The 22,828-nt window shown below is 65.3% G+C and carries 24 protein-coding genes; 15 read left to right on the top strand and 9 right to left on the bottom strand.

The annotated features are described in order from the left end of the window. Positions 1 to 183 precede the first annotated feature (183 nt). Genes Q4G14_RS14035 through Q4G14_RS14010 form a run of 6 tightly spaced genes read right to left on the bottom strand, consistent with a single transcriptional unit; the run spans position 184 to position 5,942 of the window. Positions 184 to 1,155, bottom strand: a complete 972-nt coding sequence (locus Q4G14_RS14035) for an ABC transporter ATP-binding protein (RefSeq protein WP_303362387.1) — start codon at positions 1,153 to 1,155, stop codon at positions 184 to 186. Next, positions 1,152 to 2,183, bottom strand: coding sequence for an ABC transporter ATP-binding protein (locus Q4G14_RS14030; protein WP_303362386.1), 1,032 nt, complete (start codon positions 2,181 to 2,183; stop codon positions 1,152 to 1,154). Before Q4G14_RS14030 ends, Q4G14_RS14035 begins: the two co-directional genes overlap by 4 nt. After that, positions 2,170 to 3,051, bottom strand: coding sequence for an ABC transporter permease (locus Q4G14_RS14025; protein ID WP_303362385.1), 882 nt, complete (start codon positions 3,049 to 3,051; stop codon positions 2,170 to 2,172). Before Q4G14_RS14025 ends, Q4G14_RS14030 begins: the two co-directional genes overlap by 14 nt. A 3-nt stretch (positions 3,052 to 3,054) precedes the next feature. Further along, entirely contained in the window at positions 3,055 to 4,008 is a 954-nt protein-coding gene (locus Q4G14_RS14020; RefSeq protein WP_303362384.1) for an ABC transporter permease, read from the bottom strand. A gap of 54 nt (positions 4,009 to 4,062) precedes the next feature. Then, on the bottom strand, positions 4,063 to 5,664 hold the full coding sequence (locus Q4G14_RS14015) for an ABC transporter substrate-binding protein (protein ID WP_303362383.1): 1,602 nt from the start codon (positions 5,662 to 5,664) through the stop codon (positions 4,063 to 4,065). Beyond that, the gene (locus Q4G14_RS14010; RefSeq protein WP_303362382.1) at positions 5,652 to 5,942 is read right to left on the bottom strand and encodes a hypothetical protein; all 291 of its coding nucleotides are present in this window, start codon (positions 5,940 to 5,942) and stop codon (positions 5,652 to 5,654) included. The genes Q4G14_RS14015 and Q4G14_RS14010 overlap by 13 nt, the downstream gene beginning before the upstream one ends. On the opposite strand from Q4G14_RS14010, the gene Q4G14_RS14005 reads away from it, so the two are divergent. Both Q4G14_RS14005 and Q4G14_RS14000 read left to right on the top strand, forming a co-directional pair. Next, positions 5,941 to 6,567 carry an aspartate/glutamate racemase family protein gene (locus Q4G14_RS14005; protein WP_303362381.1) on the top strand — a complete coding sequence of 209 codons (627 nt, stop codon included), beginning with the start codon at positions 5,941 to 5,943 and terminating at the stop codon, positions 6,565 to 6,567. The genes Q4G14_RS14010 and Q4G14_RS14005 overlap by 2 nt on opposite strands. After that, positions 6,552 to 8,063 (top strand): gamma-glutamyltransferase family protein, encoded by a 1,512-nt coding sequence (locus Q4G14_RS14000; RefSeq protein ID WP_303362380.1) that lies wholly within the window; start codon positions 6,552 to 6,554, stop codon positions 8,061 to 8,063. The genes Q4G14_RS14005 and Q4G14_RS14000 overlap by 16 nt, the downstream gene beginning before the upstream one ends. Before the next feature lie 61 nt (positions 8,064 to 8,124). On the opposite strand, the gene Q4G14_RS13995 is transcribed toward Q4G14_RS14000, so the two are convergent. Together Q4G14_RS13995 and Q4G14_RS13990 are read right to left on the bottom strand one after the other, a co-directional pair. Further along, the gene (locus Q4G14_RS13995) at positions 8,125 to 8,583 is read right to left on the bottom strand and encodes an RbsD/FucU family protein (RefSeq protein WP_303362379.1); all 459 of its coding nucleotides are present in this window, start codon (positions 8,581 to 8,583) and stop codon (positions 8,125 to 8,127) included. Positions 8,584 to 8,606: 23 nt separating this feature from the next. Next, positions 8,607 to 9,368, bottom strand: coding sequence for an IclR family transcriptional regulator (locus Q4G14_RS13990; protein WP_303362378.1), 762 nt, complete (start codon positions 9,366 to 9,368; stop codon positions 8,607 to 8,609). Positions 9,369 to 9,473: 105 nt separating this feature from the next. Between Q4G14_RS13990 and Q4G14_RS13985 the strand changes: the two genes are divergently transcribed. From Q4G14_RS13985 to Q4G14_RS13925, 13 genes are all read left to right on the top strand, one after another. Then, the gene (locus Q4G14_RS13985) at positions 9,474 to 10,226 is read left to right on the top strand and encodes an SDR family oxidoreductase (RefSeq protein WP_303362377.1); all 753 of its coding nucleotides are present in this window, start codon (positions 9,474 to 9,476) and stop codon (positions 10,224 to 10,226) included. Positions 10,227 to 10,271: 45 nt separating this feature from the next. Beyond that, positions 10,272 to 11,093 (top strand): amidohydrolase, encoded by an 822-nt coding sequence (locus Q4G14_RS13980; protein ID WP_303362376.1) that lies wholly within the window; start codon positions 10,272 to 10,274, stop codon positions 11,091 to 11,093. After that, on the top strand, positions 11,090 to 12,592 hold the full coding sequence (locus Q4G14_RS13975) for a sugar ABC transporter ATP-binding protein (RefSeq protein WP_303362375.1): 1,503 nt from the start codon (positions 11,090 to 11,092) through the stop codon (positions 12,590 to 12,592). Before Q4G14_RS13980 ends, Q4G14_RS13975 begins: the two co-directional genes overlap by 4 nt. Continuing rightward, on the top strand, positions 12,589 to 13,593 hold the full coding sequence (locus Q4G14_RS13970) for an ABC transporter permease (protein ID WP_303362374.1): 1,005 nt from the start codon (positions 12,589 to 12,591) through the stop codon (positions 13,591 to 13,593). Before Q4G14_RS13975 ends, Q4G14_RS13970 begins: the two co-directional genes overlap by 4 nt. 57 nt (positions 13,594 to 13,650) lie before the next feature. Further along, positions 13,651 to 14,592, top strand: a complete 942-nt coding sequence (locus tag Q4G14_RS13965; protein WP_303362373.1) for an ABC transporter substrate-binding protein — start codon at positions 13,651 to 13,653, stop codon at positions 14,590 to 14,592. Positions 14,593 to 14,662: 70 nt separating this feature from the next. Next, on the top strand, positions 14,663 to 15,433 hold the full coding sequence (locus Q4G14_RS13960) for a hypothetical protein (RefSeq protein WP_303362372.1): 771 nt from the start codon (positions 14,663 to 14,665) through the stop codon (positions 15,431 to 15,433). Continuing rightward, positions 15,430 to 16,272 (top strand): ureidoglycolate lyase, encoded by an 843-nt coding sequence (locus tag Q4G14_RS13955; protein ID WP_303362371.1) that lies wholly within the window; start codon positions 15,430 to 15,432, stop codon positions 16,270 to 16,272. Before Q4G14_RS13960 ends, Q4G14_RS13955 begins: the two co-directional genes overlap by 4 nt. Next, complete coding sequence (locus tag Q4G14_RS13950; RefSeq protein ID WP_303362370.1) at positions 16,269 to 17,546, top strand: L-fuconate dehydratase; 1,278 nt, start codon at positions 16,269 to 16,271, stop codon at positions 17,544 to 17,546. The genes Q4G14_RS13955 and Q4G14_RS13950 overlap by 4 nt, the downstream gene beginning before the upstream one ends. Continuing rightward, entirely contained in the window at positions 17,546 to 18,307 is a 762-nt protein-coding gene (locus Q4G14_RS13945) for an SDR family oxidoreductase (RefSeq protein ID WP_303362369.1), read from the top strand. Before Q4G14_RS13950 ends, Q4G14_RS13945 begins: the two co-directional genes overlap by 1 nt. Before the next feature lie 157 nt (positions 18,308 to 18,464). Further along, positions 18,465 to 19,538, top strand: coding sequence for a DUF3500 domain-containing protein (locus tag Q4G14_RS13940; protein WP_303362388.1), 1,074 nt, complete (start codon positions 18,465 to 18,467; stop codon positions 19,536 to 19,538). Next, a complete protein-coding gene (locus Q4G14_RS13935) occupies positions 19,535 to 20,059 on the top strand; it encodes a DUF1007 family protein (protein WP_303362368.1) in 525 nt (174 codons plus the stop codon). Before Q4G14_RS13940 ends, Q4G14_RS13935 begins: the two co-directional genes overlap by 4 nt. 13 nt (positions 20,060 to 20,072) lie before the next feature. Continuing rightward, the gene (locus Q4G14_RS13930) at positions 20,073 to 21,344 is read left to right on the top strand and encodes a hypothetical protein (RefSeq protein ID WP_303362367.1); all 1,272 of its coding nucleotides are present in this window, start codon (positions 20,073 to 20,075) and stop codon (positions 21,342 to 21,344) included. A gap of 3 nt (positions 21,345 to 21,347) precedes the next feature. Further along, positions 21,348 to 21,953 (top strand): multicopper oxidase family protein, encoded by a 606-nt coding sequence (locus Q4G14_RS13925; RefSeq protein ID WP_303362366.1) that lies wholly within the window; start codon positions 21,348 to 21,350, stop codon positions 21,951 to 21,953. Positions 21,954 to 22,479: 526 nt separating this feature from the next. On the opposite strand, the gene Q4G14_RS13920 is transcribed toward Q4G14_RS13925, so the two are convergent. Beyond that, positions 22,480 to 22,828 (bottom strand): hypothetical protein (locus Q4G14_RS13920; protein WP_303362365.1); only part of this gene is annotated, 349 nt, incomplete at its 5' end.

Raw genomic sequence — 22,828 nt, 5'->3', positions numbered from 1 at the left:
GCAATATGTAAGGCCCTGTTCGTGGCCGAACATACCCGCCATGCGGGGTGCGCCAGTGAAATAGGGCGCGCTGCCATGCCGGGCCATTCCAGCGCCAATCTGGCCGCTGGATCAACCCGGTCAGCAGGCCATTCGCAGCGCGGAGGCTCAGAGAAGCCGTGGCAGGAAGCGCAGCCTGGCAGCCTATCGCACCCCTGTCGCCCGCAAACAGGCCACCCGGCGGCGCGGGCCGGGGGTCAGGGTGGGCGGCAGCGCAGCGCGGCAGGCATCCATTGCCAGCGAGCAGCGCGGCGCGAAGGAACAAGCTGTCGGACGGGTTTCCAGCGCGGGCGGCGCTCCGGGGATCGAGACCAGCCGTTCACCCCGAGCCACATCATGCAGATTGGCCGCCAGCAGCCCCTGTGTATAGGGATGCCGGGGGTCGCGGATCACCTCATGGGTGGTGCCTTCCTCGACGATCTGGCCCGCATACATGACGGCGATGCGTTCCGATACCTCGACCGCGACGCCGATGTCATGGGTGACGAAAATCACCGCCATGCCGAATTCCTTCTGCAATTCGCGCAGCAGCAGAAGAACCTGAATCTGCACCGTTGCATCCAGCGCCGTGGTTGGCTCATCCGCCAGCAGCAGCCGGGGGCGGCAGGCCAGCGCCAGCGCGATCATCACCCGTTGGCGCATCCCGCCCGACAGCTCGTGCGGATAATTGTGCAAGCGCCGCTCGGGCGAGGGGATGCGCACCCGGTAAAGCATATCCAGCGCCGTGGACATGGCCTCTTCGCGGCTGATCTTCTGGTGGCGCATGACCGATTCCGCGATCTGCGCGCCCACGGTATAAACCGGGTCCAGCGCCAGGCCGGGATCCTGAAACACCATCGAGACATCGCCGCCGCGATAGGATTGCAGCCGCTTGCCCGACAGCGCCATGATGTCCGCGCCGTCAAAGCGGATGCTGCCGTCCTGCTCGGTCCGTTTGGGCGGCAGCAGCCGCAGCAGCGTCTTCAGCGTCACGCTTTTGCCCGAGCCGCTTTCGCCCAGCAGGGCCAGCGTCTCGCCGGGTTTCAGGTTCAGCGACAGATCGTTGATGGCGTGAACCGTGCGCCCGCCCTTGAAACGGATGTTCAGATTGTTGATTTCCAGCAGGTCGGCGCTCATGCTGCGGCCTCTTGTTTGGCAAGCGAATGGCCCGAATGCGGGTCGTAAAGATGGCAGGCGGTCAGATGCCCCGATTGCCCGTTCAGAGCCGAAAGCGAGGGCTTCTTCTCTTTGCAGACCGGGCGCGAGAACGGGCAGCGGGTGTGGAAACGGCAGCCTGGCGGCGGGTTGATCGGATTGGGCGGATCGCCTGCAAGGGGCGGCTTTTGCGTGCGGTTGTCGGGGTCCATCGAGGGCATCGCGGAAAACAGCGACCGCGTGTAGGGATGCGCCGGTTCCGACCAGATCAGATCGACATTGCCGACCTCGACCACCTCGCCCAGATACATCACCAGAATCCGGTCCGAGATATAGCGCACCACATTCAGATCGTGGCTGATGAAGATATAGGTCAACCCATATTCCCGCCGCAGATCGGTCAGCAGGTTCAGCACCTGTGCCTCGACCGATTTATCCAGCGCCGAGACCGCCTCGTCCAGCACCACCACCCGCGGCGACATGGCCAGCGCACGGGCGATATTGACGCGCTGGCGCTGGCCGCCCGACAGTTCATGCGGATAGCGCCCGGCGAAGCGGTCAGGGTCCAGACCAACGCGCTCCAGCAGGTTGCGGGCGCGGCCATGCGGGTCGTCAAGCCCCTGCACCCGCGCCCCGAAGGCCACGCTGTCGCCAATCGTCATGCGCGGGTTCAGCGAGGCATAGCTGTCCTGAAACACCATCTGCACGTCGCGGCGCAGATCGCGCAGGCTCAGATCGCGGCCCAGCAATTTGCCGTCCAGCAGGATCTGGCCCTCATCCATATCGGTCAGGCCGATCAGCAATCTGGCGGTGGTGGATTTGCCGCAGCCGGATTCGCCGACGATGCCCAAAGTCTCGCCCGGCGCGATGTCGAAACTGACCCCATCGACGGCCTGCACATGGGCCTGCGTGCGGCCAAGGATCCCGCCGCGAATGGGGAAATACTTGCGCGCATCGCGCAGGCTCAGCAGCGGCTGGCTGCCGCGCGGGGTCGGCTCAGTCACGGACATTCATCGCACTCCTCAACCCGTCGCTCAGCAGGTTCAGGCAAAGCGAGGTCATAAAGATCATCACACCGGGCAGCGCCGCCAGCCACGGATTCACATAGATGGCCGAGCGCAGCGTGTTCAGCATCAGCCCCCATTCCGGCTCGGGCGGGCGCACGCCGATACCCAGAAAGGACAGCCCGGCCGCAAGGATCATGCAAACCGAGGTGAGCGAGGTCGCATAGACGAAGATCGGCGACAGTACATTGCCGATCACATGCGCCCGGATCACCACCAGCGCATTCGCCCCCGAGGCCCGCGCCGCATCGACATAATCCAGCGCCCGGACGCCCGAGGTGACGGCCTCGGCCACGCGGGTGATCGGCGGAATGAACACGATGGTCAGCGACACGAGGCTGTTCACGATCCCGGCCCCCAAAGCGCCCGAGATGGCAATCGCCAGCAGCACCGAGGGGAAGGCAAAGAACACATCCACCACCCGCATGATGATGGTGTTGGTCAGCCCTCCGGCATAGCCCGCGATGATGCCAAGGGCGCCGCCGATGAAAAAGGCGAAGACCACCGGCATCAGCCCGATGAACAGGGTCAGCCGGCCGCCGTAGATCAGCCGGGCCAGCATGTCGCGGCCCTGCTCATCCGCACCCAGCGGATAGCCGGGGCTGCCGATGGGCTTCAGCCTGTCCATCATGCTGCCCTGATAGGGGTCGGCAAGGCCCAGCCATGGCGCGAAAACCGCTGCGAGGATCAGCGCCAGCAGCACCGCAAGGCAGGCCATTGTCACCGGATCGCGGAGTAGCCGCGACAACACGCCCGACCAATAGCCCTTGCGCCGCGCCGGTTTGGCAAGCGTCAGCATATCGACATCCGCCATGGCTCAGTTCCTTTTGATGCGGGGGTCGATGGCGGCCTGCGCCACATCGACGATCAGGTTCATGGCGACGAAGAACATCGCCAGCACGAGGATGGTCCCCTGCAGCAGCGGCAGATCGCGCTGGAAAATCGCGTTGGACAGCAAAAACCCCGAGCCGGGCCAGTTGAACACCGTCTCGATCAGGATCGAGCCGCCCAGCAGATAGCCCAGTTGCAGCCCCATCACCGACAGCGCGGTCGTGGCGGCGTTCCTGGCGACATGGCGCAGCACATCGGTGCGGCTCATGCCCTTGGCGTAAAGCGCCTGCACAAAATCCATCGACAGGATGTCGCCGGCCAGCGCCCGCACCGTGCGCGCAACGATGCCGATGGGCACCACCGCCAGCGTCACGGCGGGCAGGATTAGATGGCGCAGATGTGCCCAATTCCAGACCCAGTCGCGTGAGCCTCCCGGCCCTGCGCCCATCGAGGGCAGCCACCCCAGATTGACCGAGAAGATAATCACCAGCACGATGCCCAGCCAGTAATTCGGCACCGATACCCCGGCAATCGACAGCGCGGTAATGGCCCGGTCCAGCCATGTGTCGCGGAAATACCCGGCCAGAAAACCAAGGAAAATACCAATGGGAAAGGCGATGACCGCCGCCGCAAGCGCCAGCAGAAGCGAGTTCTGGACCGCGCCGAGCACCTCATCCGCGACCGGCCGCCCCGAGGCGATCGAGCGCCCCATATCGCCTTGCGCCAGATTGCTGACCCAGATCAGATATTGCACCGGCACCGGTTTGTCCAAGCCATAGGCTGCGCGCATGGCGGCCTGCTGTTCGGCGGTCGCATCGACCGGCATGATGGCGGTCAGCGGGTCTCCCGGTGCGATCTGCACCAGCATGAAGCAGACGACCGAGACCCCAAAAGCGACCGGCAGCAGCAGGATCAGACGACGAAGAAAATAGCTGAGCATGATATTCCGCCTGGCGTTGCCGCCGCCAAGGATCTGGCGGCGGTCAGGTTCGGATCAGTCCATGGTGATGGGCGAAAAGTCCTGATACCAGTTCTGCGCCTGCACATAGCCCTTGACGCGCGGCGACATGGCGCGGGGTGCCACATCATGCGTGACCATCAGGAACAGCGCCTCATCCACGACTTTTTCATGGATGCGGCGCATGACCTCATCCTGTTCGCCGGCGTCGAAGCTGGTCTTGACCTGCCGGAACAGACCCTGCATTTCCTCGTCGCAGTAATGGCCCCAGTTGGTGCCATTCGGGGCCACCAGATCGCAATCCATATGGCGGATGAACCCGGTGAACGGATCCTGAATGAAATAGGTGAAGTTGATCGACTGCGACCCCTCGACCGCCGGATCGGCGGCGCCCGCGCGCCACAGGTTGATCATCTGGTTCCACTCGACCACCATGAATTCCACGTCGATCCACGCGGCGGCAAGGTTTTGCTGGATATATTCGTTCATCGGCAAGGGCAGCATCTGCCCCGACCCCGAGGGCGAGATCAGTGCCTTGACCCGCAGCCGGTTATCTGGCCCGAAACCGGCTTCGCGCATCAGCGCCTGCGCGGCCTCCAGATCATGGGTGATCTTAAACTCGGGGTTGCCGAACCATTGCGAACCGGGGGTCATGAAGCCTTCGGCCGGGATCATCAGGCCACTCAGAAGCGCCTTCATCCCCTCGCGGTCGATGGCAAGGTTCGCAGCCTTGCGCACCCGCAGGTCGTTCCACGGCGAATCGTCCAGCCGCGACAGGTGCCATGTCCAGTTATGCGGATAGGCGTTCGAGGAAATCGTGAACCCGTTTCCGGTCATCGCCGGGATGGTGTCGGGCGCGGGGGCCTCGATCCAGTCTACTTGACCCGAAAGCAGCGCGGCCGAGCGCGCATTCGGCTCAGGCAGCGGGATCAGCACCATGCGGTCAAGCTGCGGCACCCGGTCCGCGTCCCAGTAACCGGTATTGGGGACCAGCTCGGCCCGCTCGCGCGGGACGAAGGTTTCCAGCCGCCACGGCCCGGTCCCCGAGGGATGTGCCGCGACCCGTTCCCAATCCTTGCCCTGCGCCTCCCAATTGGCCTGGGACGAGATCATGATCCACGCAAGCTGATAGGGCAGGGTCGCATCGGGTTCATGGGTCACGATCTCCAGCGTCATATCGTCAATCGCCCGATATTGCGCCACTGTCGGAATCCGCGATTTGCCCTGCGCGGCCTGCCGGGGGTCGTATTGCTCGGCGTTTTCATCCAGCAGCTTGTCGAGGTTCCAGACGACGGTCTCTGCCGTTAGCGGGCTGCCGTCATGAAAGGTCACGCCCTCGCGCAGCTTGAAAGTCCATTTCGTCTGATCCTCGGGATCGACGGCCCATTCCACCGCCAGACCCGGCGTCAGGGTCGAGGGCTGATCGGCGCTGGACAGATCCCAGTTAATCAGCGCGTCATAAACGGTATAGCCCATGAAGCGCAGCCCCTCGCCGCCCTGATCGGTCTGGCCGGTGGTCAGCGGAATATCGGCCGCCGTCATCCCGACTCGCAGCACCCCTTGCGCGGCAGCGATATTGGCGACCAGCGCGGAAACGCTCAGGGCCAGAATGGCAAGGGATTTTCTTAGCTGGAACAAGACTTCTCTCCGGTTGACTGTGCAAGTGCAAGATTGCCCGGATTGCGGCGCCGCGCATCGGATTGAGGGCAAAAAACCGGAGGCTTTTCTGCAAGGGGTGTTTCACGGGCAGCTTCCGGGAAACCTGCTGCGGAATGGGGCAAATCGCCGAAATGGTGGAGATTGCGCAGAGTTGGCTGGACAGCGCCTCCGGTTTGGCCGCGACTGGCGGAAATCAGGCGGCGGGATATGATTCTTCTGGCAAATCCGAATAGCAATGCGGCGACGACCAGGGTCATGTGCCAGATCGCCGCGCAATATGCGCCGGGGGTTCAGGGCTGGACCGCCCCCGCCGGGCCGTCGCTGATCTCGACTCCGGAGGCGCTGGAGATTGCCGCCGCGCAGATTGCCGCGCTGGACCCGCCGGCTACCTGCCGCGGGGTGATCGTTGCTGCCTTTGGCGATCCGGGGGCCGGGGCGCTGGCCCATCGCCTGCAATGCCCGGTGATCGGGATCGGCGCAGCGGCGGCACGGGCGGCGGCAGGATCTGTTGCGGGATCGGCTGTGGGATCGGCTGCGGGGCGGGCTTTCGCGGTGGTGACGACGACCCCGCTGCTGGCGCGGCGCATTGACCGGCTGATGCAGGCCCATGCGGGCGCGGGGCGTTATTGCGGCTGTTTCCTGACCGAAGGCGACCCGGACGCACTGATGCTGGACCCCAAGGCGCTGGATGCCGCGCTGCTGGAGGGGATTGCGCAGGCGGCCAGGGCCGGTGCGGCCTGTGCCATCATCGGCGGCGGCCCTTTGGGTCAGGCCGCGATCCGGCTGGCTCCGCAATCGCCCCTGCCGCTGATCCAGCCGATTGCCGAGGCCGCCAAGGCCATGCGCGCCCTGCTTGAAGACCTCTCATGCAGCCCATCGTAACCACGCCGCATCCGCTGGCCAGTGCTGCCGGGGCCGAGGTGCTGCGTCGAGGCGGCAATGCTACCGAGGCCGCTGTCGCCATCGGCACGGTGCTGACAGTGGTCATGCCGCATTTCTGCGGGTTGGGCGGCGATGCGGTCTGGTTGCTGGCGGATCGCGAAGGGCGGCAGGTCGCGCTGATGGGCATCGGTCAGGCCCCGCAGCACTTGCCGATGCTCTCGGACCCGATTTCGCTGCGCGGTCCGGGCGCGGCGCTGACCACGGCCTGCGTGGCAGACACCTGGAATCAGGCGCTGCGTTTTTGGGGCAGTAATATGGACCCCGCCGATCTGCTGGCTCCGGCGCTGCGGCTGGCGCGGGATGGTTATACCCCCGGCCCCTCGCAGGATTTCTGGCTGGATTTCCGCGCCAGCGAATGGCCGCACTGGCCCGGCTTTGCGCGGATCTTCGGGCATCGCGGCAGCGACGGCCCCCTGCGGCAACCCGAACTGGCCGAGATCATCGCCCTGTTGGCTCAGGACGGGTTGCGCAGCTTTTATAAGGGCCGCGCCGCGCAGCGTATCGCTCAGGGCCTGGCGCAGGCAGGCATCCAGTTAAGCGCCGAAGATCTCGCCCAAACCCGCTGCCGGTTTGAAACCCCGCTTCGTGCCAGCTATCGCGGCATTGAACTGCTGGCACCGCCGCCGCCGACGCAAGGCGCCTCGACCCTTGCCATCATGGCGGTTCTGGACCGGCTTGCCCCGGCGGACACGCCCGCCGAGCGCCTGCATTTGTTGGTCGAAGCCGTCAAGCAAGCCTTTCTGGACCGCCCCCTGATTGCCGATCCCCCGGCCATGGACCCTGCCGCTCTTCTGGATCCCGTCAGGCTGGAAGCCAAAGCCCGCGCCATCGATCCCGGCCGGTCGCTGGACTGGCCGCACTGCTATCGCCATGGCGATACAGTGTTTTACGCGGTCTGCGACGGGCAGGGGCGATGCGTCAGCGCCCTGCAAAGCACCTATTTCGACTGGGGCAGTGGGGTGGTGGCGGGTGACACCGGCATTTTGTGGCACAATCGTGGTGCGGCCTTTTCGGTGCAGTCGAACGATCCGAACCGGATCGCGCCCGGCAAGCGGCCGTTTTACACGCTCAATCCCGGTATCGCGCTGAAAGACGGCCAGCCGCATCTGCTTTACGGCACGCAAGGCGCAGATGGACAACCGCAGACCCTCGCGCGGCTGTTGACCGGGCTGATCGACGATGATCTGACCCCAGAGCAGGCGCTGGCACAGCCGAGGTTCCTGCTGGGCAAGACCTTCTCGGACAGCCGCGACATCCTGAAGCTAGAGGTCTCGCTGGGCGCCGGGACCATCCGTCATCTGCGTCAGATTGGGCATCAGATCACGGAATTGCCTGAGCTGTCTCCGATTTGCGGCTGTGCCGGGGTGATCGACATCACCGCATCCCTCGCCGCGCATGACCCGCGCGGCGAGGGATGCGCGGTTGTGCTTGATTGACCGCGCGGTCCTGACCGGCGCATTTGGTTCTGAACTCTGCCGGGGGTGCAGCGGCTCAGGATTATGAGACGAAGGCCTTCGTCTTTGGGTTATCAATCACGCCTTTGCGCAGGATGAAATTGCCATAGGCGCGGGTCTCGGCGGTGCGCAGCACGGCGAAGGCGCGGGTGGCGCGGTCGTAAAAGGCGAAACGCTCCAGCGCGGTGGGGGTGACGCCCTCGGCGGCCAGCAGAGGGGCGGCTTCGGCCACCACGGCGGGCACCTGCGCCGGATCGCCGACCACCTGCATCGTCAGCACCGGATCGGGCAGATAGCTGTCCAGCGGCAGCAGCGACAGGACCGCGTGCAGGGCGCGGATGGCGTCGCAGTCGATGCGCAATTCCTGCGTCTCGACCGTCTGGCGGGCGATCGAGGCCGCGGGGAAATTCGCATCCGCCAGAACGATTTCATCGCCATGGCCCATCCGCGCCAGCACCCGCAGCAGATCCGGCCCGATCAGCGGATCAATTCCTTTCAGCATATCCCCCCTCCTCTCTGATGAAACTACAGCCGCCGCGCCACCGCCGTCAGTTCCGCCAGCGCATTGGCGCGGCTGTCGGCGCCGGAATCGGCCGGATGCTCGATATAGGCGCAGGTCAGCGCGGCGATGGCCTCGCCCCGGTGGTCAAGCACCGGCACGCTGATGTCGGTGACGCCGACCAGATGGCCCGATGGCTCGATCCGGGCGCCCCGGTCGCGGATTTCGGCCAGATGGCGGGCGACGCGGGCCAGCCGGGCGGGCGCGTCGGCCACCCCCCAGACGCCCAGCGTCTCGGCCACCCGGTCGGGGTTCTGAAAGGCCAGAATCGTCAGGCCGGACCCGGTGCCGAACAGATCGAGGATGCCGCCGATTCGGGCGCGAAACTCCCAATGGCCATTGGGGCTGGCCTGCGCGGCGATATTGCCCACCCCCTGATCGGGCACCACCAGATGACAGGATTGCCGGATATTGCGGGCAAATTCATCCATCAGGGGCTGCGCCTGCGCCACCAGACGGCGCAGCGGCGGGTGGCGGGTGGACAGTTGGAACAGCTTCATCGTCAGCGCATAGCGGTCGCCGCCCTCGTCCCGGCTGACATAGCCGCGCGCGACCAGCCGTTCCAGCATCCGATAGATCTGCGAGGCGCTTAAGCCCAGTTCCTTGACGATCTCTGCCCGCGTCAGGCCCCGCGCCTGATCGGCCAGAACCTCAAGAATATCCAGCCCCTTATCCAGCGCGGGCGCGCGATAGCGGTCGGCGGCGGCTTCAGGGTCGCGGTCTTCCATGCCGGTCCTTTCTGGTGTCCGGGCCGCGCAAGAAAATGCTTGCGCGATTGGTTCATATTTGAATACCATATTCATATCAGGACAAGCAAGGCTGGGGAGGGTCTGATGCGACTGAGGGGGAAAACCGTGCTGGTCACGGCCGCCGGGCAGGGCATGGGCCGCGCCAGTGCCGTCGCGCTGGCCGCCGAAGGGGCAAGGGTCATCGCCACCGACCTGCGGGCCGATCTGTTGCAGGGGCTGGACGGGATGGGGCCGGACGGGATCGAGACCAGCGTTCTGGATGTCACCGACCCCGCCGCCGTGCAGGACATCGCCGGGCGCGTGGGCGCGCTGGACGGGCTGTTCAACTGCGCCGGGATGGTTGCCAACGGCACGCTGCTGGATCTGACGGATGAGGATTGGGACCGCAGCCTTGCGCTGAATGTCACCGCGATGATGCGGCTGACCCGCGCGGTTCTGCCGGGGATGCTGGAGCGCGCGCGCGCGACCGGCACCGCCTCGATCCTGAATATGGCCTCGATGGCGTCTTCGGTGAAAGGCTTTCCGAACCGCACCGCCTATGGCGCGACCAAGGCGGCGGTGATCGGGCTGACCAAGGCCATTGCCGCCGATTTCGTGAAACAGGGCATCCGCTGCAATGCGATCTGCCCCGGCACGGTGGACACGCCCAGCCTGCGCGACCGGATCGCCGCCGCCGCCGACCCGGTGCAGGCCGAGAAGGATTTCATCGCGCGTCAGCCGATGGGCCGTCTGGCCCTGGCCGAGGACATCACGCCGATGGTTCTTTACCTGCTGTCGGATGAAAGCCGCTTTGTCTCGGGGCAGGCGATTCTGGTGGATGGCGGCGTCACGATCTGAACCTGAACGACATATTCGATGCAGCCGGGGGAGGGGTCGCACGAAATGCTGGATGCTCATTGCCATTTCTGGCGGCTGGATCGCGGCGATTACGGCTGGCTGGCCGGTGAGGGCGGGCCGCTGGCCCCCCTGCGCCGCGACTTTCTGCCTGCGGATTATCCGGGCAAGGGCAGGGTGATCGCGGTGCAGGCCGCGCCGAGCGTGGCGGAAACGGATTGGCTGCTGGCGCAGGCCGCCCGCGACCGGCGGATTGCGGCGGTCGTGGGCTGGGTCGATCTGGCCGATGCCGGTGCCGCCGCGACGATCCGCGACCGGGCGCAAAACCCGGTCTTTCGCGGGATTCGCCCGATGTTGCAGGATATTGCCGCGACCGACTGGCTGCTGAGTGCGCCCCGGCGGGATGCGCTGACGGCGCTGGCCGACAACGGGCTGTGCTTTGACGCGCTGGTGACGGGGCGGCATCTGCCGGTGCTGGCGCGGTTCGCGGCGCAAAACCCGGCGCTGGCCATCGTCATCGACCATGCCGCCAAGCCGCAAGACCCGGCGGATGCCGAGTGGCAGGCCGGGATGCGGGCGCTGGCCGCCGACAGCCGCATCTTTTGCAAGGTCTCGGGCCTGCTGACCGAATTGCCGCGCGATGCGCTGGCCGATCCGCTGCCGCATCTGCGCGCGGTCTTTGATCGCCTGCTGGGCTGGTTCGGCCCGGAACGCCTGATCTGGGGCAGCGACTGGCCGGTGCTGACGCTGGCCGCGCCCTTTGCGCAATGGGCCGGGCTGACCGATGCGCTGCTGGCCGACCTGTCCGGGACCGAGCGCGGCGGCATCCTTGGCGGCAATGCCGCCCGCTTTTACGGGGTGACAGCATGACCGAGCTTGTCAGGATGGAGGCTATCGACAAACATTTCCCCGGTGTCCATGCGCTGAAATCGGTCGGCTTCGATCTGCGCGCGGGAGAGGTTCACGCCCTGATGGGTGAAAACGGCGCCGGAAAGTCGACGCTGATGAAGGTGCTGTCGGGCGTCTACCAGCCCGATGCGGGCCGGATTCTGATCGACGGCGCGCAGGTTTCCCTGCCCGACCCGGCGGCGGCGCAGGCTTTGGGGATCGGCATCATCCATCAGGAACTGGCGCTGATGCGCGATCTGAGCGTGGGCCAGAACATCTGGATCGGGCGCGAGCCGCGCCTGTCCTTCGGCCGCATCGACGAGACCCGGCTGAATGCCGATGCCGCCGCCATCCTGTCGCGGCTGAACCTGAACATCGACCCGCGCCTGCCGCTGGGCGGGCTGACCATCGCCCGCCAGCAGATGGTCGAGATCGCCAAGGCGCTGTCCTACCGCTCGCGCGTGCTGATCATGGACGAACCCACCGCCGCGCTGAACGATGCCGAGATCGACGAGCTGTTTCGCATCATCGCGACCCTGAAAGCCGAGGGCGTGGGCATCATCTATATCAGTCACAAGATGGACGAAATCCGGCGCATTTCGGACCGGGTGACGGTGATGCGCGACGGCGCGCTGGTCGATACCGTGCCCGCCGCCGAAACGCCGATGTCGCAGATCATCGCCATGATGGTGGGGCGCGAGTTAAGCGACGAAGCCGTGACGATCCCCGATCTGTCGGGTGCCGAAACCGCGCTGGAGGTCCGCAACCTGTGGCGCGGGCAGGAATTGCGCGACATCTCGTTCAGCCTGAAGAAAGGCGAGATCCTTGGTTTTGCCGGGCTGATGGGCGCGGGCCGGACCGAGCTGGCCCGCGCCATCTTCGGGGCCGAGCCATGCGACCGGGGGCAGATTCTGGTGCATGACCGCCCGGTGGCGCTGCGCCGGCCCTCGGATGCGGTGGCCGCGGGCATCGGCTATCTGTCCGAGGATCGCAAGCATTACGGGCTGGCCCTGACCATGGATGTGCGGGCCAATATCGCCATGGCCAGCCTGCCGCGCTTTACCAGCATGCTGGGCAATATCGACGAAACCGCGCTTGGCCGTGTCGCCCGCGATTACATCGGCCGGCTGCGCATCCGCACCCCCGGCGACCGGCAGGAAGTGCGGCTTCTGTCCGGCGGCAATCAGCAAAAGGTGGTCATCGCCAAATGGCTGCTGCGCGATTGCGACATCCTGATCTTTGACGAACCCACGCGCGGCATCGACGTGGGCGCAAAGGCCGAGATCTACCGGCTGCTGAACGCGCTTGCGGCGCAGGGCAAGGCGATCATCGTCATATCAAGCGAACTGCCCGAGGTGCTGCGTCTGGCCCATCGCATCGCGGTGATGTGCGAGGGCCGCCTGACCGGCATCCTGCCGGGCGGGGCGGATCAGCATCAGATCATGGAACTGGCGACAAAACGCGAAGGAGTGGCGGCATGACCACGGCGAACGCTCAACCGGCCGGTCTGGCGGCGCTTTTGCGCGCAGGCGGGGCACATCAGAAACTGCTGGCCTTTGCCAGCCTGATCGTTCTGATCATCGGCTTTTCCATCGCCAGCCCGCGCTTTTTTCAGATCGACAATATCCTGTCGATCCTGCAAGCGACTTCGGTCAATGGCGTGCTGGCAGTGGGGGTGACGCTGATTATCATCACCGGCGGCATCGACCTGTCGATCGGGACGATGATGACCTTTTGCGCGGTGATGACGGGCGTGGTGCTGACATGGTTCGGCGCGCCGCTTGTGCTGGGGGTGGCGACCGCCATCGGCACCGGGGTCGCCTGCGGGCTGATTTCCGGCACGCTGGTCGCCAAGGCCCGGATACCGCCCTTCATCGCCACGCTGGGGATGATGCTGGTGCTGAAGGGCCTGTCGCTGATCGTCACCGGCACCCGGCCGATCTATTTCAACGATACGCCGGGCTACAGCGATATTTCCACCGGCTCGCTGGTCAGGGTGGTTCTGCCGCAATTTCCCCTGCCCAACGGGGTGCTGGTGCTGTTCGCCGTCGCCGCCGTGACCGCCTGGATATTGGGGCGGACGGTTCTGGGCCGCTATACCTTTGCGCTTGGCTCGAACGAAGAGGCCGTGCGGCTGTCGGGCGTCAACACCGACCGCTGGAAGATCGCCATCTATGCGCTGGCGGGCGGGATCTGTGGCATCGCGGGGCTGCTGATCTCCAGCCGGCTGAACTCGGCGCAACCGGCGCTGGGGCTGGGTTACGAGTTGGAGGCCATCGCCGCCGTGGTGATCGGCGGCACCTCGCTGTCGGGCGGGCGCGGCACGATCCTTGGCACGGTGATCGGCGCGCTGATCATGGCGGTGCTGACCAACGGGCTGCGCGTGTTGCAGGTGGCCCCGGAATGGCAAACCGTCGTGACCGGCGCGATCATCATCGTGGCCGTCTATGCAGATCAGATGAGGCGCCGCGGCGCCACATGAAATCCGGGAGGAGGAGAACCCCGGACCCATAAACCGTGAACATCAGGGAGGAAAATCATGTTCACCAGACGCAAATTGATGGGTGCGGCCGCCGCGCTTTCGTTCTTGGTCAGTGCGGGCGGGGCCTTTGCGCAGGAGGTTTATATTCCGCTGGTCTCGAAAGGGTTCCAGCACCAGTTCTGGCAGGCGGTCAAGCAAGGGGCCGATCAGGCCGGGGCCGAATTTGGCGTCAGGGTCAGCTTTGACGGGCCGGATAATGAAACGCAGGTCGATAAGCAGATCGACATGCTGGCCGCCGCGCTGACCAACAAGCCCGCCGCCATCGGCATCGCCGCGCTGGACAGTCAGGCGGTGATTCCGCTGCTGCGGCGCGCGCAGGACGAGGGGATCCCCGTCATCGCCTTCGATTCCGGGGTCGAAAGCGACATTCCCATCGCCACCGCCTCGACCGATAACAAGGCCGCCGCCGCGCTGGCCGCCGCCAGGATGGGCGAGTTGATCGGCGGCGCGGGCAAGGTCGCGGTCGTCGGCCACAGCCAGACCTCGCTGACCGGCATCGACCGGCGCGACGGTTTCCTTGACGCGCTGAAGGCGGATTTCCCGGATATCGAGGTGGTGGCGGTCGAATATGGCGATGGCGACCATCTGAAATCGACCGAGATCACCAAGGCGATTCTGGCCACCAACCCCGACATCAAGGGCATTTTCGGCACCAATGAAGGCTCGGCCATCGGGGTCGTGAATGGCGTGCGCGAGATGGGGTCTTCGGTCGTGATCGTCGGTTTCGATTCGGGCAAGGCGCAGACCGATGCGATCCGCGACGGGCTGATGGCGGGCGCGATCACCCAGAACCCGGTCGGCATCGGCTATGAAACCGTCAAGGCCGCCCTTGCCGCCGCCAATGGCGAAACCCTGCCCGAGATCATCGACACCGGCTTTTACTGGTATGACGCGGGCAATATCGACGCCCCCGAAATCGCCGCCGTGCTTTACGATTAAGCGATCCGTGACGGCGCGGGCCATGCCGCACGGCCCGCGCCCTTGGTGTATCTGACAAAGGACAGCCGCTTTGAGCGCACCCCCTGACGAGATCCGCTCCGGCCGCCTTGCCGTCGCCCTGTTTCCGGTGGCGATTCTGGCGGCGGAGCTGTTCGGCACCTTCTTTTCGGATCTGGCCATGCCGTTGAATCCATGGGTCATCACGCTGCTGGGGGTGGTGATGTTCCTGATGGGGCTGATCCTGACGCCGCCGGATCTGGCGCAGGTCGCCGCCATGCCATGGGCGGTTCTGATCGGCTGTGCCGCGCAGTTTCTGGTCATGCCCCTGACCGGGCTGCTGATCGCCCTTGCCATGGGGCTTGAGCCGCTGCTGATCCCGCCGCTGATGACGCCGCTGCTTCTGGGTATGGCGGCGCGGATTCTGCCGGTGGTGCCGTGGCTGGCGATGGTCGTTCTGGCCGTGCTGATCGCCGGTATCATGGCGCGGACCGGGCAGGTGGTGCTTGGCGTGGCGTTCGCGGTTTTCGTGGCCGTGGTGCTGCATAATGGCGCGGCTTTGCTCTGGGCTGGCTGGCGGCCTGCGCCGCCGGTCTGGCCGGGCCGGAACGCCGCGCGATCTCGGTCGAGGTCGGGATGCAGAATGCCGGTCTGGCGGCGGCACTGGCGAATGCCAATTTCGGCCCGGCAGCGGCGCTGCCCGCAGCCGTGGCGACGATCTGGCACAATATCGGCGGCGCGTTCTGGCATTCGCCCTGACGCGCCGCGACGGGCGGGCGCAAGACCGCTGACACCCCCGCCGGGGTCTTACCCTTCGGCTCTATCAAGGATGAGGATGCGATGAAACTGTTACGCTATGGCCCGAAGGGGCAGGAAAAACCCGGCCTTCTGGATGCTGACGGCGGTATTCGCGATCTGTCGGCGCATGTCGATGACATCGCCGGCGCGGCGCTGACCCCTGACGGTCTGGCAAGGCTGGCGGCGCTGGACCCCGCCGGTCTGCCGCTGGTTTCGGGCGATCCGCGCATCGGTCCCTGCGTCGGGCGGGTGGGCAAGTTCATCTGCATCGGGCTGAACTATGCCGACCATGCCGCCGAAAGCGGTCTGGACATCCCGGCCGAGCCGGTGGTGTTCAACAAATGGACCAGCGCGATCAGCGGGCCGGATGACGATGTGGAAATCCCCCGCGGCTCGCTCAAGACCGATTGGGAGGTCGAACTGGGCGTCATCATCGGCAAGGGCGGCCGCTATATCGACGAGGCCGACGCGCTGTCGCATGTGGCGGGCTATTGCGTCGTCAATGACATCTCGGAACGCGAATGGCAGATCGAGCGGGGTGGCACCTGGGACAAGGGCAAGGGGCATGACACCCACGGCCCGATCGGCCCATGGCTGGTCACGCCCGACGAAATCGCCGATGTGAACAACCTGCATATGTGGCTTGAGGTGGACGGCAAGCGTTATCAGAACGGCCAGACCTCGACGATGATCTTCAAGGTGGCCGAAATCATCGCCTATCTCTCGCGCTTTTTGTCCTTGCAGCCGGGCGATGTGATCTCGACCGGGACGCCGCCGGGGGTGGGGCTGGGGCAGAAGCCGCCGGTCTATCTGAAGGGCGGCGAGGTCATGCGGCTGGGCATCGAAGGTCTGGGCGAGCAGCGCCAGAAGGTCGTGCAGGCATGACCAGAATCACCGGCCTGCGCACGGTGGATGTGCGCTTTCCCACCAGCCAGCACCTTGATGGCTCGGACGCGATGAACCCCGACCCGGACTATTCGGCGGCCTATGTGGTGCTGGAAACCGATGGCCCGCACGAGGGCCACGGGCTGACCTTCACCATCGGGCGCGGCAATGAAATCTGCGTGGCCGCCATTGAGGCGCTGCGGCCGCTGCTGGTGGGGCGCGACCTTGACTGGATCGCCGCCGATATGGGGCGGTTCTGGCGTCATATCACCGGCGACAGCCAGTTGCGCTGGATCGGGCCGGACAAGGGTGCGATCCATCTGGCCACCGGCGCGGTGGTCAATGCGGCATGGGATCTGTGGGCCAAGGTCGAGGGCAAGCCGGTCTGGCAACTGGTCGCGGATATGACCCCCGAGGAACTGGTCCGCTGCATCGACTTTCGCTATCTGACCGATTGCATCACCCCGGAATGGGCGCTGGAATTTCTGACCGCGCAGGCCGAGGGCAAGGCGGCGCGGATTGAGACCCTGCGGGCCGAGGGCTATCCCTGCTATACGACCAGCGCCGGTTGGCTGGGCTATGACGACGCCAAGCTGCGCCGCTTGTGCCGCGAGGCGGTGGATGCCGGGTTCCGCTATATCAAGATGAAGGTCGGCCGCGATCTGGCCGACGACATCCGCCGCCTGACCATCGCCCGCGACGAGGTCGGGCCTGATGTCAGGCTGATGATCGACGCCAATCAGGTCTGGGAGGTCGATCAGGCGATCGACTGGGTGCGCCGCCTGTCCTTCGTCAACCCGTGGTTCATCGAGGAACCGACCAGCCCCGACGACATCGCCGGCCACCGCCGCATCCGCGCGGGCGTCGCCCCGGTTCAGGTCGCCACCGGCGAGATGTGCCAGAACCGCATCATGTTCAAGCAATTCATCATGGAGGGCGCCATCGACATCGTTCAGATCGACGCCTGCCGCATGGGCGGGCTGAACGAGGTGCTGGCGGTGATGCTGATGGCTGCGAAACACGGGCTGAAGGTCTGCCCTCATGCCGGAGGGGTGGGGCTTTGCGAATATGTTCAGCATATGTCGATGATCGACTATCTTTGCATCGCCGCCACGCGCGAGGGCCGGGTGATCGAATATGTCGATCACCTGCATGAACATTTCCTCGATCCCTGCCGGATCGAGAACGCCGCCTATATGCCGCCCTCGATGCCCGGCTTTTCCATTCAGATGCGCCCGGAATCGCTGGACCAATACCGTTTCCGGGGGGCGTGATGGATCTGCATCTGACGGGGCGGCGGATCATTGTCACCGGCGGCGCTTCGGGCATCGGGCAGGCGATCACCGGGGTTCTGGCCGAAGAAGGCGCGCGCCCGGTGATCTTTGCCCGCCGCCCGCCCGACCCCGGTTGGCTGGCGCGGGTCGGGGCCGAATTTGTGCAGGCCGAACTGTCCGACGATGCGCAATGCCGCGCCGCTGTCGATCAGGCGCGGGCGGGCGGGCCGATTCATGGTCTGGTCAACAATGCCGGGGCGAATGACGGCGTGGGGCTGGATGCGGGGCCGGATGCCTTTCGCGCCAGCCTGAACCAGAACCTTGTGCATTATTATACGCTGGTGTCGCTGCTGGCCGATGATCTGCGCGCGACCAAGGGGGCCATCGTCAATATCAGCTCGAAAACCGCGCTGACCGGGCAGGGCGGCACCTCGGCCTATGTCGCGGCCAAGGCGGCGCAACTGGGGCTGACGCGGGAATGGGCGGTCGAGTTCCTGCCCGACGGGGTGCGCGTCAATGCCATCGTCGTGGCCGAGGTGATGACCCCGCTTTACCGCCGCTGGCTGGACCGCCAGCCCGATCCGGCGGGGGCCGAGACCGCGATCACCCGCCGCATCCCGCTGGAAAACCGCATGACCACCGCCCGCGAGATTGCCGACACCTGCGCCTTTCTGCTGTCGGACCGGGCCAGCCATACCACCGGGCAATGGCTGTTTCCCGATGGCGGCTATACCCATCTGGACCGCGCTATCGGCTGGTGACGGGGCTGGCAGCGCGGGTCAGGACAGGTATTTGCGCAAAATGCTGCCGATTTGGGGCGGGCGCTCTTTCGGTGAGGCTAAAGCCAAGTTAATCGCTCGGGAAATACCCGCCGCAATAACCTTCTACGGATGATCCCATGCGCCCCAAGCTGATGACCTGCGCCGCCGCAATGCTTTTGGCCTCGGCCGCTTTCGCGCAGGACGGCCCCCGGCGCGGAGGCGGAGGAGGTGGTGGCAACCGCGTCAATCCGCCTATCGAGATGGCACTGAAACCCGCGTTCACCCCCCCCCCGCCGCTGATGAAAAAACCACCGCGATTGTCACCGCCGCGCGGGCATTTCTTGACACGCTGACGCCTGAACAACGGCAGGCGGCGATGTTCGCGCTGGATGACAACACGCAGCGGGCCAACTGGTCGAACTTTCCGCACCCGACTGTCGATCGCAAGGGCGTCATGCGCGGCGATATGACCGAGGCGCAGCTTGCCGCGCTGGATGCTCTGCTGGCCGAACTCATGAGCGAGGATGGTTTTCAGAACATCCGCTGGCAGCTTCGCGCCGATGATGAGGCCAATACCGGCCGCGATTTCCCGCAATTCGGCGGGCAGTATTATTTCGTGTCCTTCCTGGGCGAGCCTGCAACCGACGCACCTTGGGTGCTGCAATTCGGCGGTCACCATCTTGCGATCAACGCCACGGTGTTCGGCCCCGATATTTCCTTTTCGCCGATGCTGACCGGGGGCGAGCCGCTGCATATCACCTATGACGGCGCGCCGGTCTTTATCACCGAGGCCGAAGTCACCGCCGCGCAGGCGCTGCTGAACAGCCTGTCCGAGGATCAGCGCGCGCAGGCCGTGCGCTCGGATCAGAAAATCACGCTGCTGCTGGGACCGGGGCAGGATAATGTGACCCTGCCGCCCGAGGGCATCCGCGCCACCGACCTGACCGAGGATCAGCGCGGGCTGCTGCTTGACCTGATCGGGCAGCGGATCGGCATGTTCAACGATGATGACGCGGCGGCCAAGATGGCCGAGGTGCAGGCCGGGCTGGACGACACATGGTTCGGCTGGTGGGGTCCGCAGGACAAGCCCGGCACGGCCTATTACCGGATCACCGGGCCGGCTTTGGTCATCGAATATTCGCCCGAGGATGGCGGCAGTTCCGACGACCACGCGCATAATATGTATCGCGACCCATCGAACGATTACGGCCGCGCGTGGCTTGCGGAATGATGCGCCTTGCCCTTGCCTTTGCGATGCTGGCCGGTGCGGCTGTCGCCCATCCGCATCACTATACCGAACAGCAGGTCAGCCTGACCCTTGGCCCCGAGGGCATCCGGGCCGAGATCAGCATCATTCCTTCGGACCGCGAGGGGGCAGCGATCTTTGCCGCGCTGGATCTTGACGGCGATGGCGCCCTTTCCGAAGCCGAGATGCAGGCGCTTGCCGCGCAGGTTCTGGCGGCCACCCGCCTGACCCTGAACGATGCCCCGCAGGCGCTGACCCTGACCGGGGTGAGCCGCCCGGCTGAGGCCGATATGGCGGCGGGCCATGCCAAAATCACGCTGCTGGCCGAGGCCGCGCATCCGCTGGCCCCCGGTGAAAATTTTGGCTTTTCCATCGCTTACGACCGTTTCGCCTCTGAGTGGTCGGTGCAGCCCTGGCTGGCCGAGGGCTTTTTGCCCGATGGCCAGCTTCCGGTGATCCGCCGTGGCGCCGATAATGCCTCGGTCACTGTAACCCTGCCCGAATAAACCGGAGTTCCCCATGTCCCGCCTGATCCCCCTTGCCCTCACGCTCTCTTGCCTCGGCCTGCCTGCCGTGGCGCAACAGGGCGGCCCTGCCGTGAACCGCTCGGTCTTTGCGACGGAAACCATCCCTTCGGTTACGGCTGTCACGCAGGTCTTTGGCCGCAGCCAGAATGTGACCGCCGCGATTGTCGAATATAACGAGCCTCTGGCCGCCGATCAGATTGAGGCCGGGCAATTCGCCGTCGATGGCCGCACCATCCTTGCGGCCCGCGTGACGGACCGCCCCGAGATCGACGCCCCCGCCACGGATGGCCGCTTTGTCGTCCTGACGCTGGACCCCGAGGAAGAGGCCGGGGTGATTTTCGCCCCCGGCGTGGATAATGCGCCCGAGCTGATCGTCCAGCAGACCGCCCCCGTCGCCACCGCAGCGGGCGGCACGTTGGATACCCCCGAGAGCGGCGTCATCAACACCCATCTGATCAACCTGATCGTCGATGAGTTCCGCCAGTTCCGCTTTACCGATCCCGAAACCGGCTTGCTGCTCGATTACAACCTGTTCATCCCGCAGGATATTTCCGGCCCGCTGCCGCTGGTTCTGTTCATGCATGACGCGGGCGTGACCGGCACCAACCCGCGCCGGACGCTGCAACAGGGTCTGGGCGCGGTAGCCTTTGCCAGCGCCAAGGATCAGGCCCGCCACCCGGCCTTTGTTCTGGCCCCGCAATATCCGGTGCCGCTGACCAATGACGCCAGCCAGACCTCGGATTATGTCGAACTCACTGCGCGGCTGATCGAGGCCATCGCGGCGGATTATCCGGTGGACCGCGACCGCATCTATGCCACCGGCCAGTCGGGCGGCTGCATGACCAGCATCGCGCTGAACGCGGCCCATCCTGATCTGTTCGGCGGCACCTTCTGCGTGGCGGGGCAATGGGATCCGGCGGTGGTCGCGCCGATGGCGGGGGTGAATTTCTGGGGGCTGGTATCCGAGGACGACGCCAAAGCCTTCCCCGGCATGACGGCCATCGTCGAGGAACTCGCCGCCAACGGTGCCACCGTCACCCGCGGCACGCTGGACGCCAAAGCCACGCCCGAGGATATGGCGGCGGCCGTGGACGCGATCCGCGCGGAGGCCGCCGACAGCAATGTGGTCTTTACCACCTTCACCCCCGGCAGCGTCCTGCCCGAAGGCGGCAGCGACAACCCCGGCGCGGGCCATGTGAACACTTGGGTCTATGCCTATACCATCCCCGGCATCCGTGACTGGCTGTTCGCGCAATCGCGCTGAGCCATGGCGGGGCTGAACAGACGGCAGATCATCGCGGCGCTTGGCCTTGCGGCGGGCGGATTCGCGATGCGGGGCATGGCGCAGGCGGCGGTAAGGCCCGCCCTGCCACAGCCCGCGCTGCTGGACCCCGCACAGATGCTGCGCGCGGGCAAGGCTGGCTTGCCCTTCGCACAGGGGTTCAGCGGCGGTTATGGCTATAACGGGCTTTGCCCCGGCCCGATGATCTCGGCCCGTAAGGGGCAAGAGGTCCGCCTGCGCGTCGCCAATACGCTGGATGAGGAAACCATCTTTCACTGGCACGGGTTGCTTGCCCCGCCCGAGGCCGATGGCCAGCCGCAATTCCCCGTCCCGCCCGGCGCCACGCAAGAGGTCTGCTTTCCAGTCACGCAGCGCGCGGGGCTAAGCTGGTATCACCCGCATCCCCATGGCGCGACGGCGCGGCAGGCGTGGCACGGTCTGGGCGGGCTGTTCGTCATCCGCGACGATGAGGAAAACGCGCTGAACCTGCCCTCGGGCGCGAAGGAGCTGTTCCTTGCCCTGCGCGATGCCGAGATCGACGGCAGTATCATCGGGCTGCGCGATTTCAGCTCTGAAAAATCCTGCGTATAGGTCAGGATCGTTTGCCCGTCTTGTGTGTCAGTGCCCAGCATTCTGACGGGCGTGCCGTCAATTTCAACGGTTCCGGCCTCAACTGCGCGCGCACGATCCGAGATTACATTTTTCAGCCGTGCGCCATCCTGAAAGTTTATTTTGCCCCCCCGGATCCAGATATTGCCGGACGTCGCAACCGGGCGAAGCTCTTTTGGCAGAGAGACCAGAAGTCGCCCTACGCACCGTTGCCTCGATTGTATCCGGGTGATGGCGTCGAAAAACGGCAATTTCTGCTTGTGTGCGCCGCTCATTCGGCAAAGCCAAGCCCAGTTTCAAATATTATAATGAGGTATTCTGTCAATAACCGACCGAGGTTGTCTGGACCCAATCCGTTCGGATGATGACGAGCCAGAGGTGATTATCATTGGTTTTTATGCAGTCCGGATGAGAGATCACGTTTGGGCTTGACGAATTTCTATCGTTCCTTTGTCAGGTTTCTGCTGATGGGGTAATCTCCTGATTCATTGGAGCAGTTTGGGGTGTTTCACAGGGAGCCGGCATTGAGGGAACCTGGCGTGACGATCTGGAAGGCTGGCCGGCACCGTTTGTTGCGGCGCTCGGGCACAAGACGCGAGGGCGGATATGTCCGGCCCATGTCGCGGGTCTGATCGGCCCGGGCGACCGCAAGAGCGTGCAGCCGATGGCGGCATGGGATGGGGCGGTCAGCCATGATCCGGGACAGCGCGCCGCTGGAGGCAGCGCTTCCGGCCGAGGCCGACAGGCTGGTGACGAGGAGGCCTTTCCGATTATTGATGACACCTGCCTGCCGAAGAAGGGTGGGGGCTTGCCCCATACGCGCTAACTTAAGGGCTTGTGGGGTTTCTGGCGGCGTT

This window comes from Paracoccus sp. (in: a-proteobacteria) (assembly GCF_030538755.1).
Lineage (GTDB): Bacteria > Pseudomonadota > Alphaproteobacteria > Rhodobacterales > Rhodobacteraceae > Paracoccus.
This window is presented reverse-complemented; position numbering and strand designations above follow the sequence as displayed.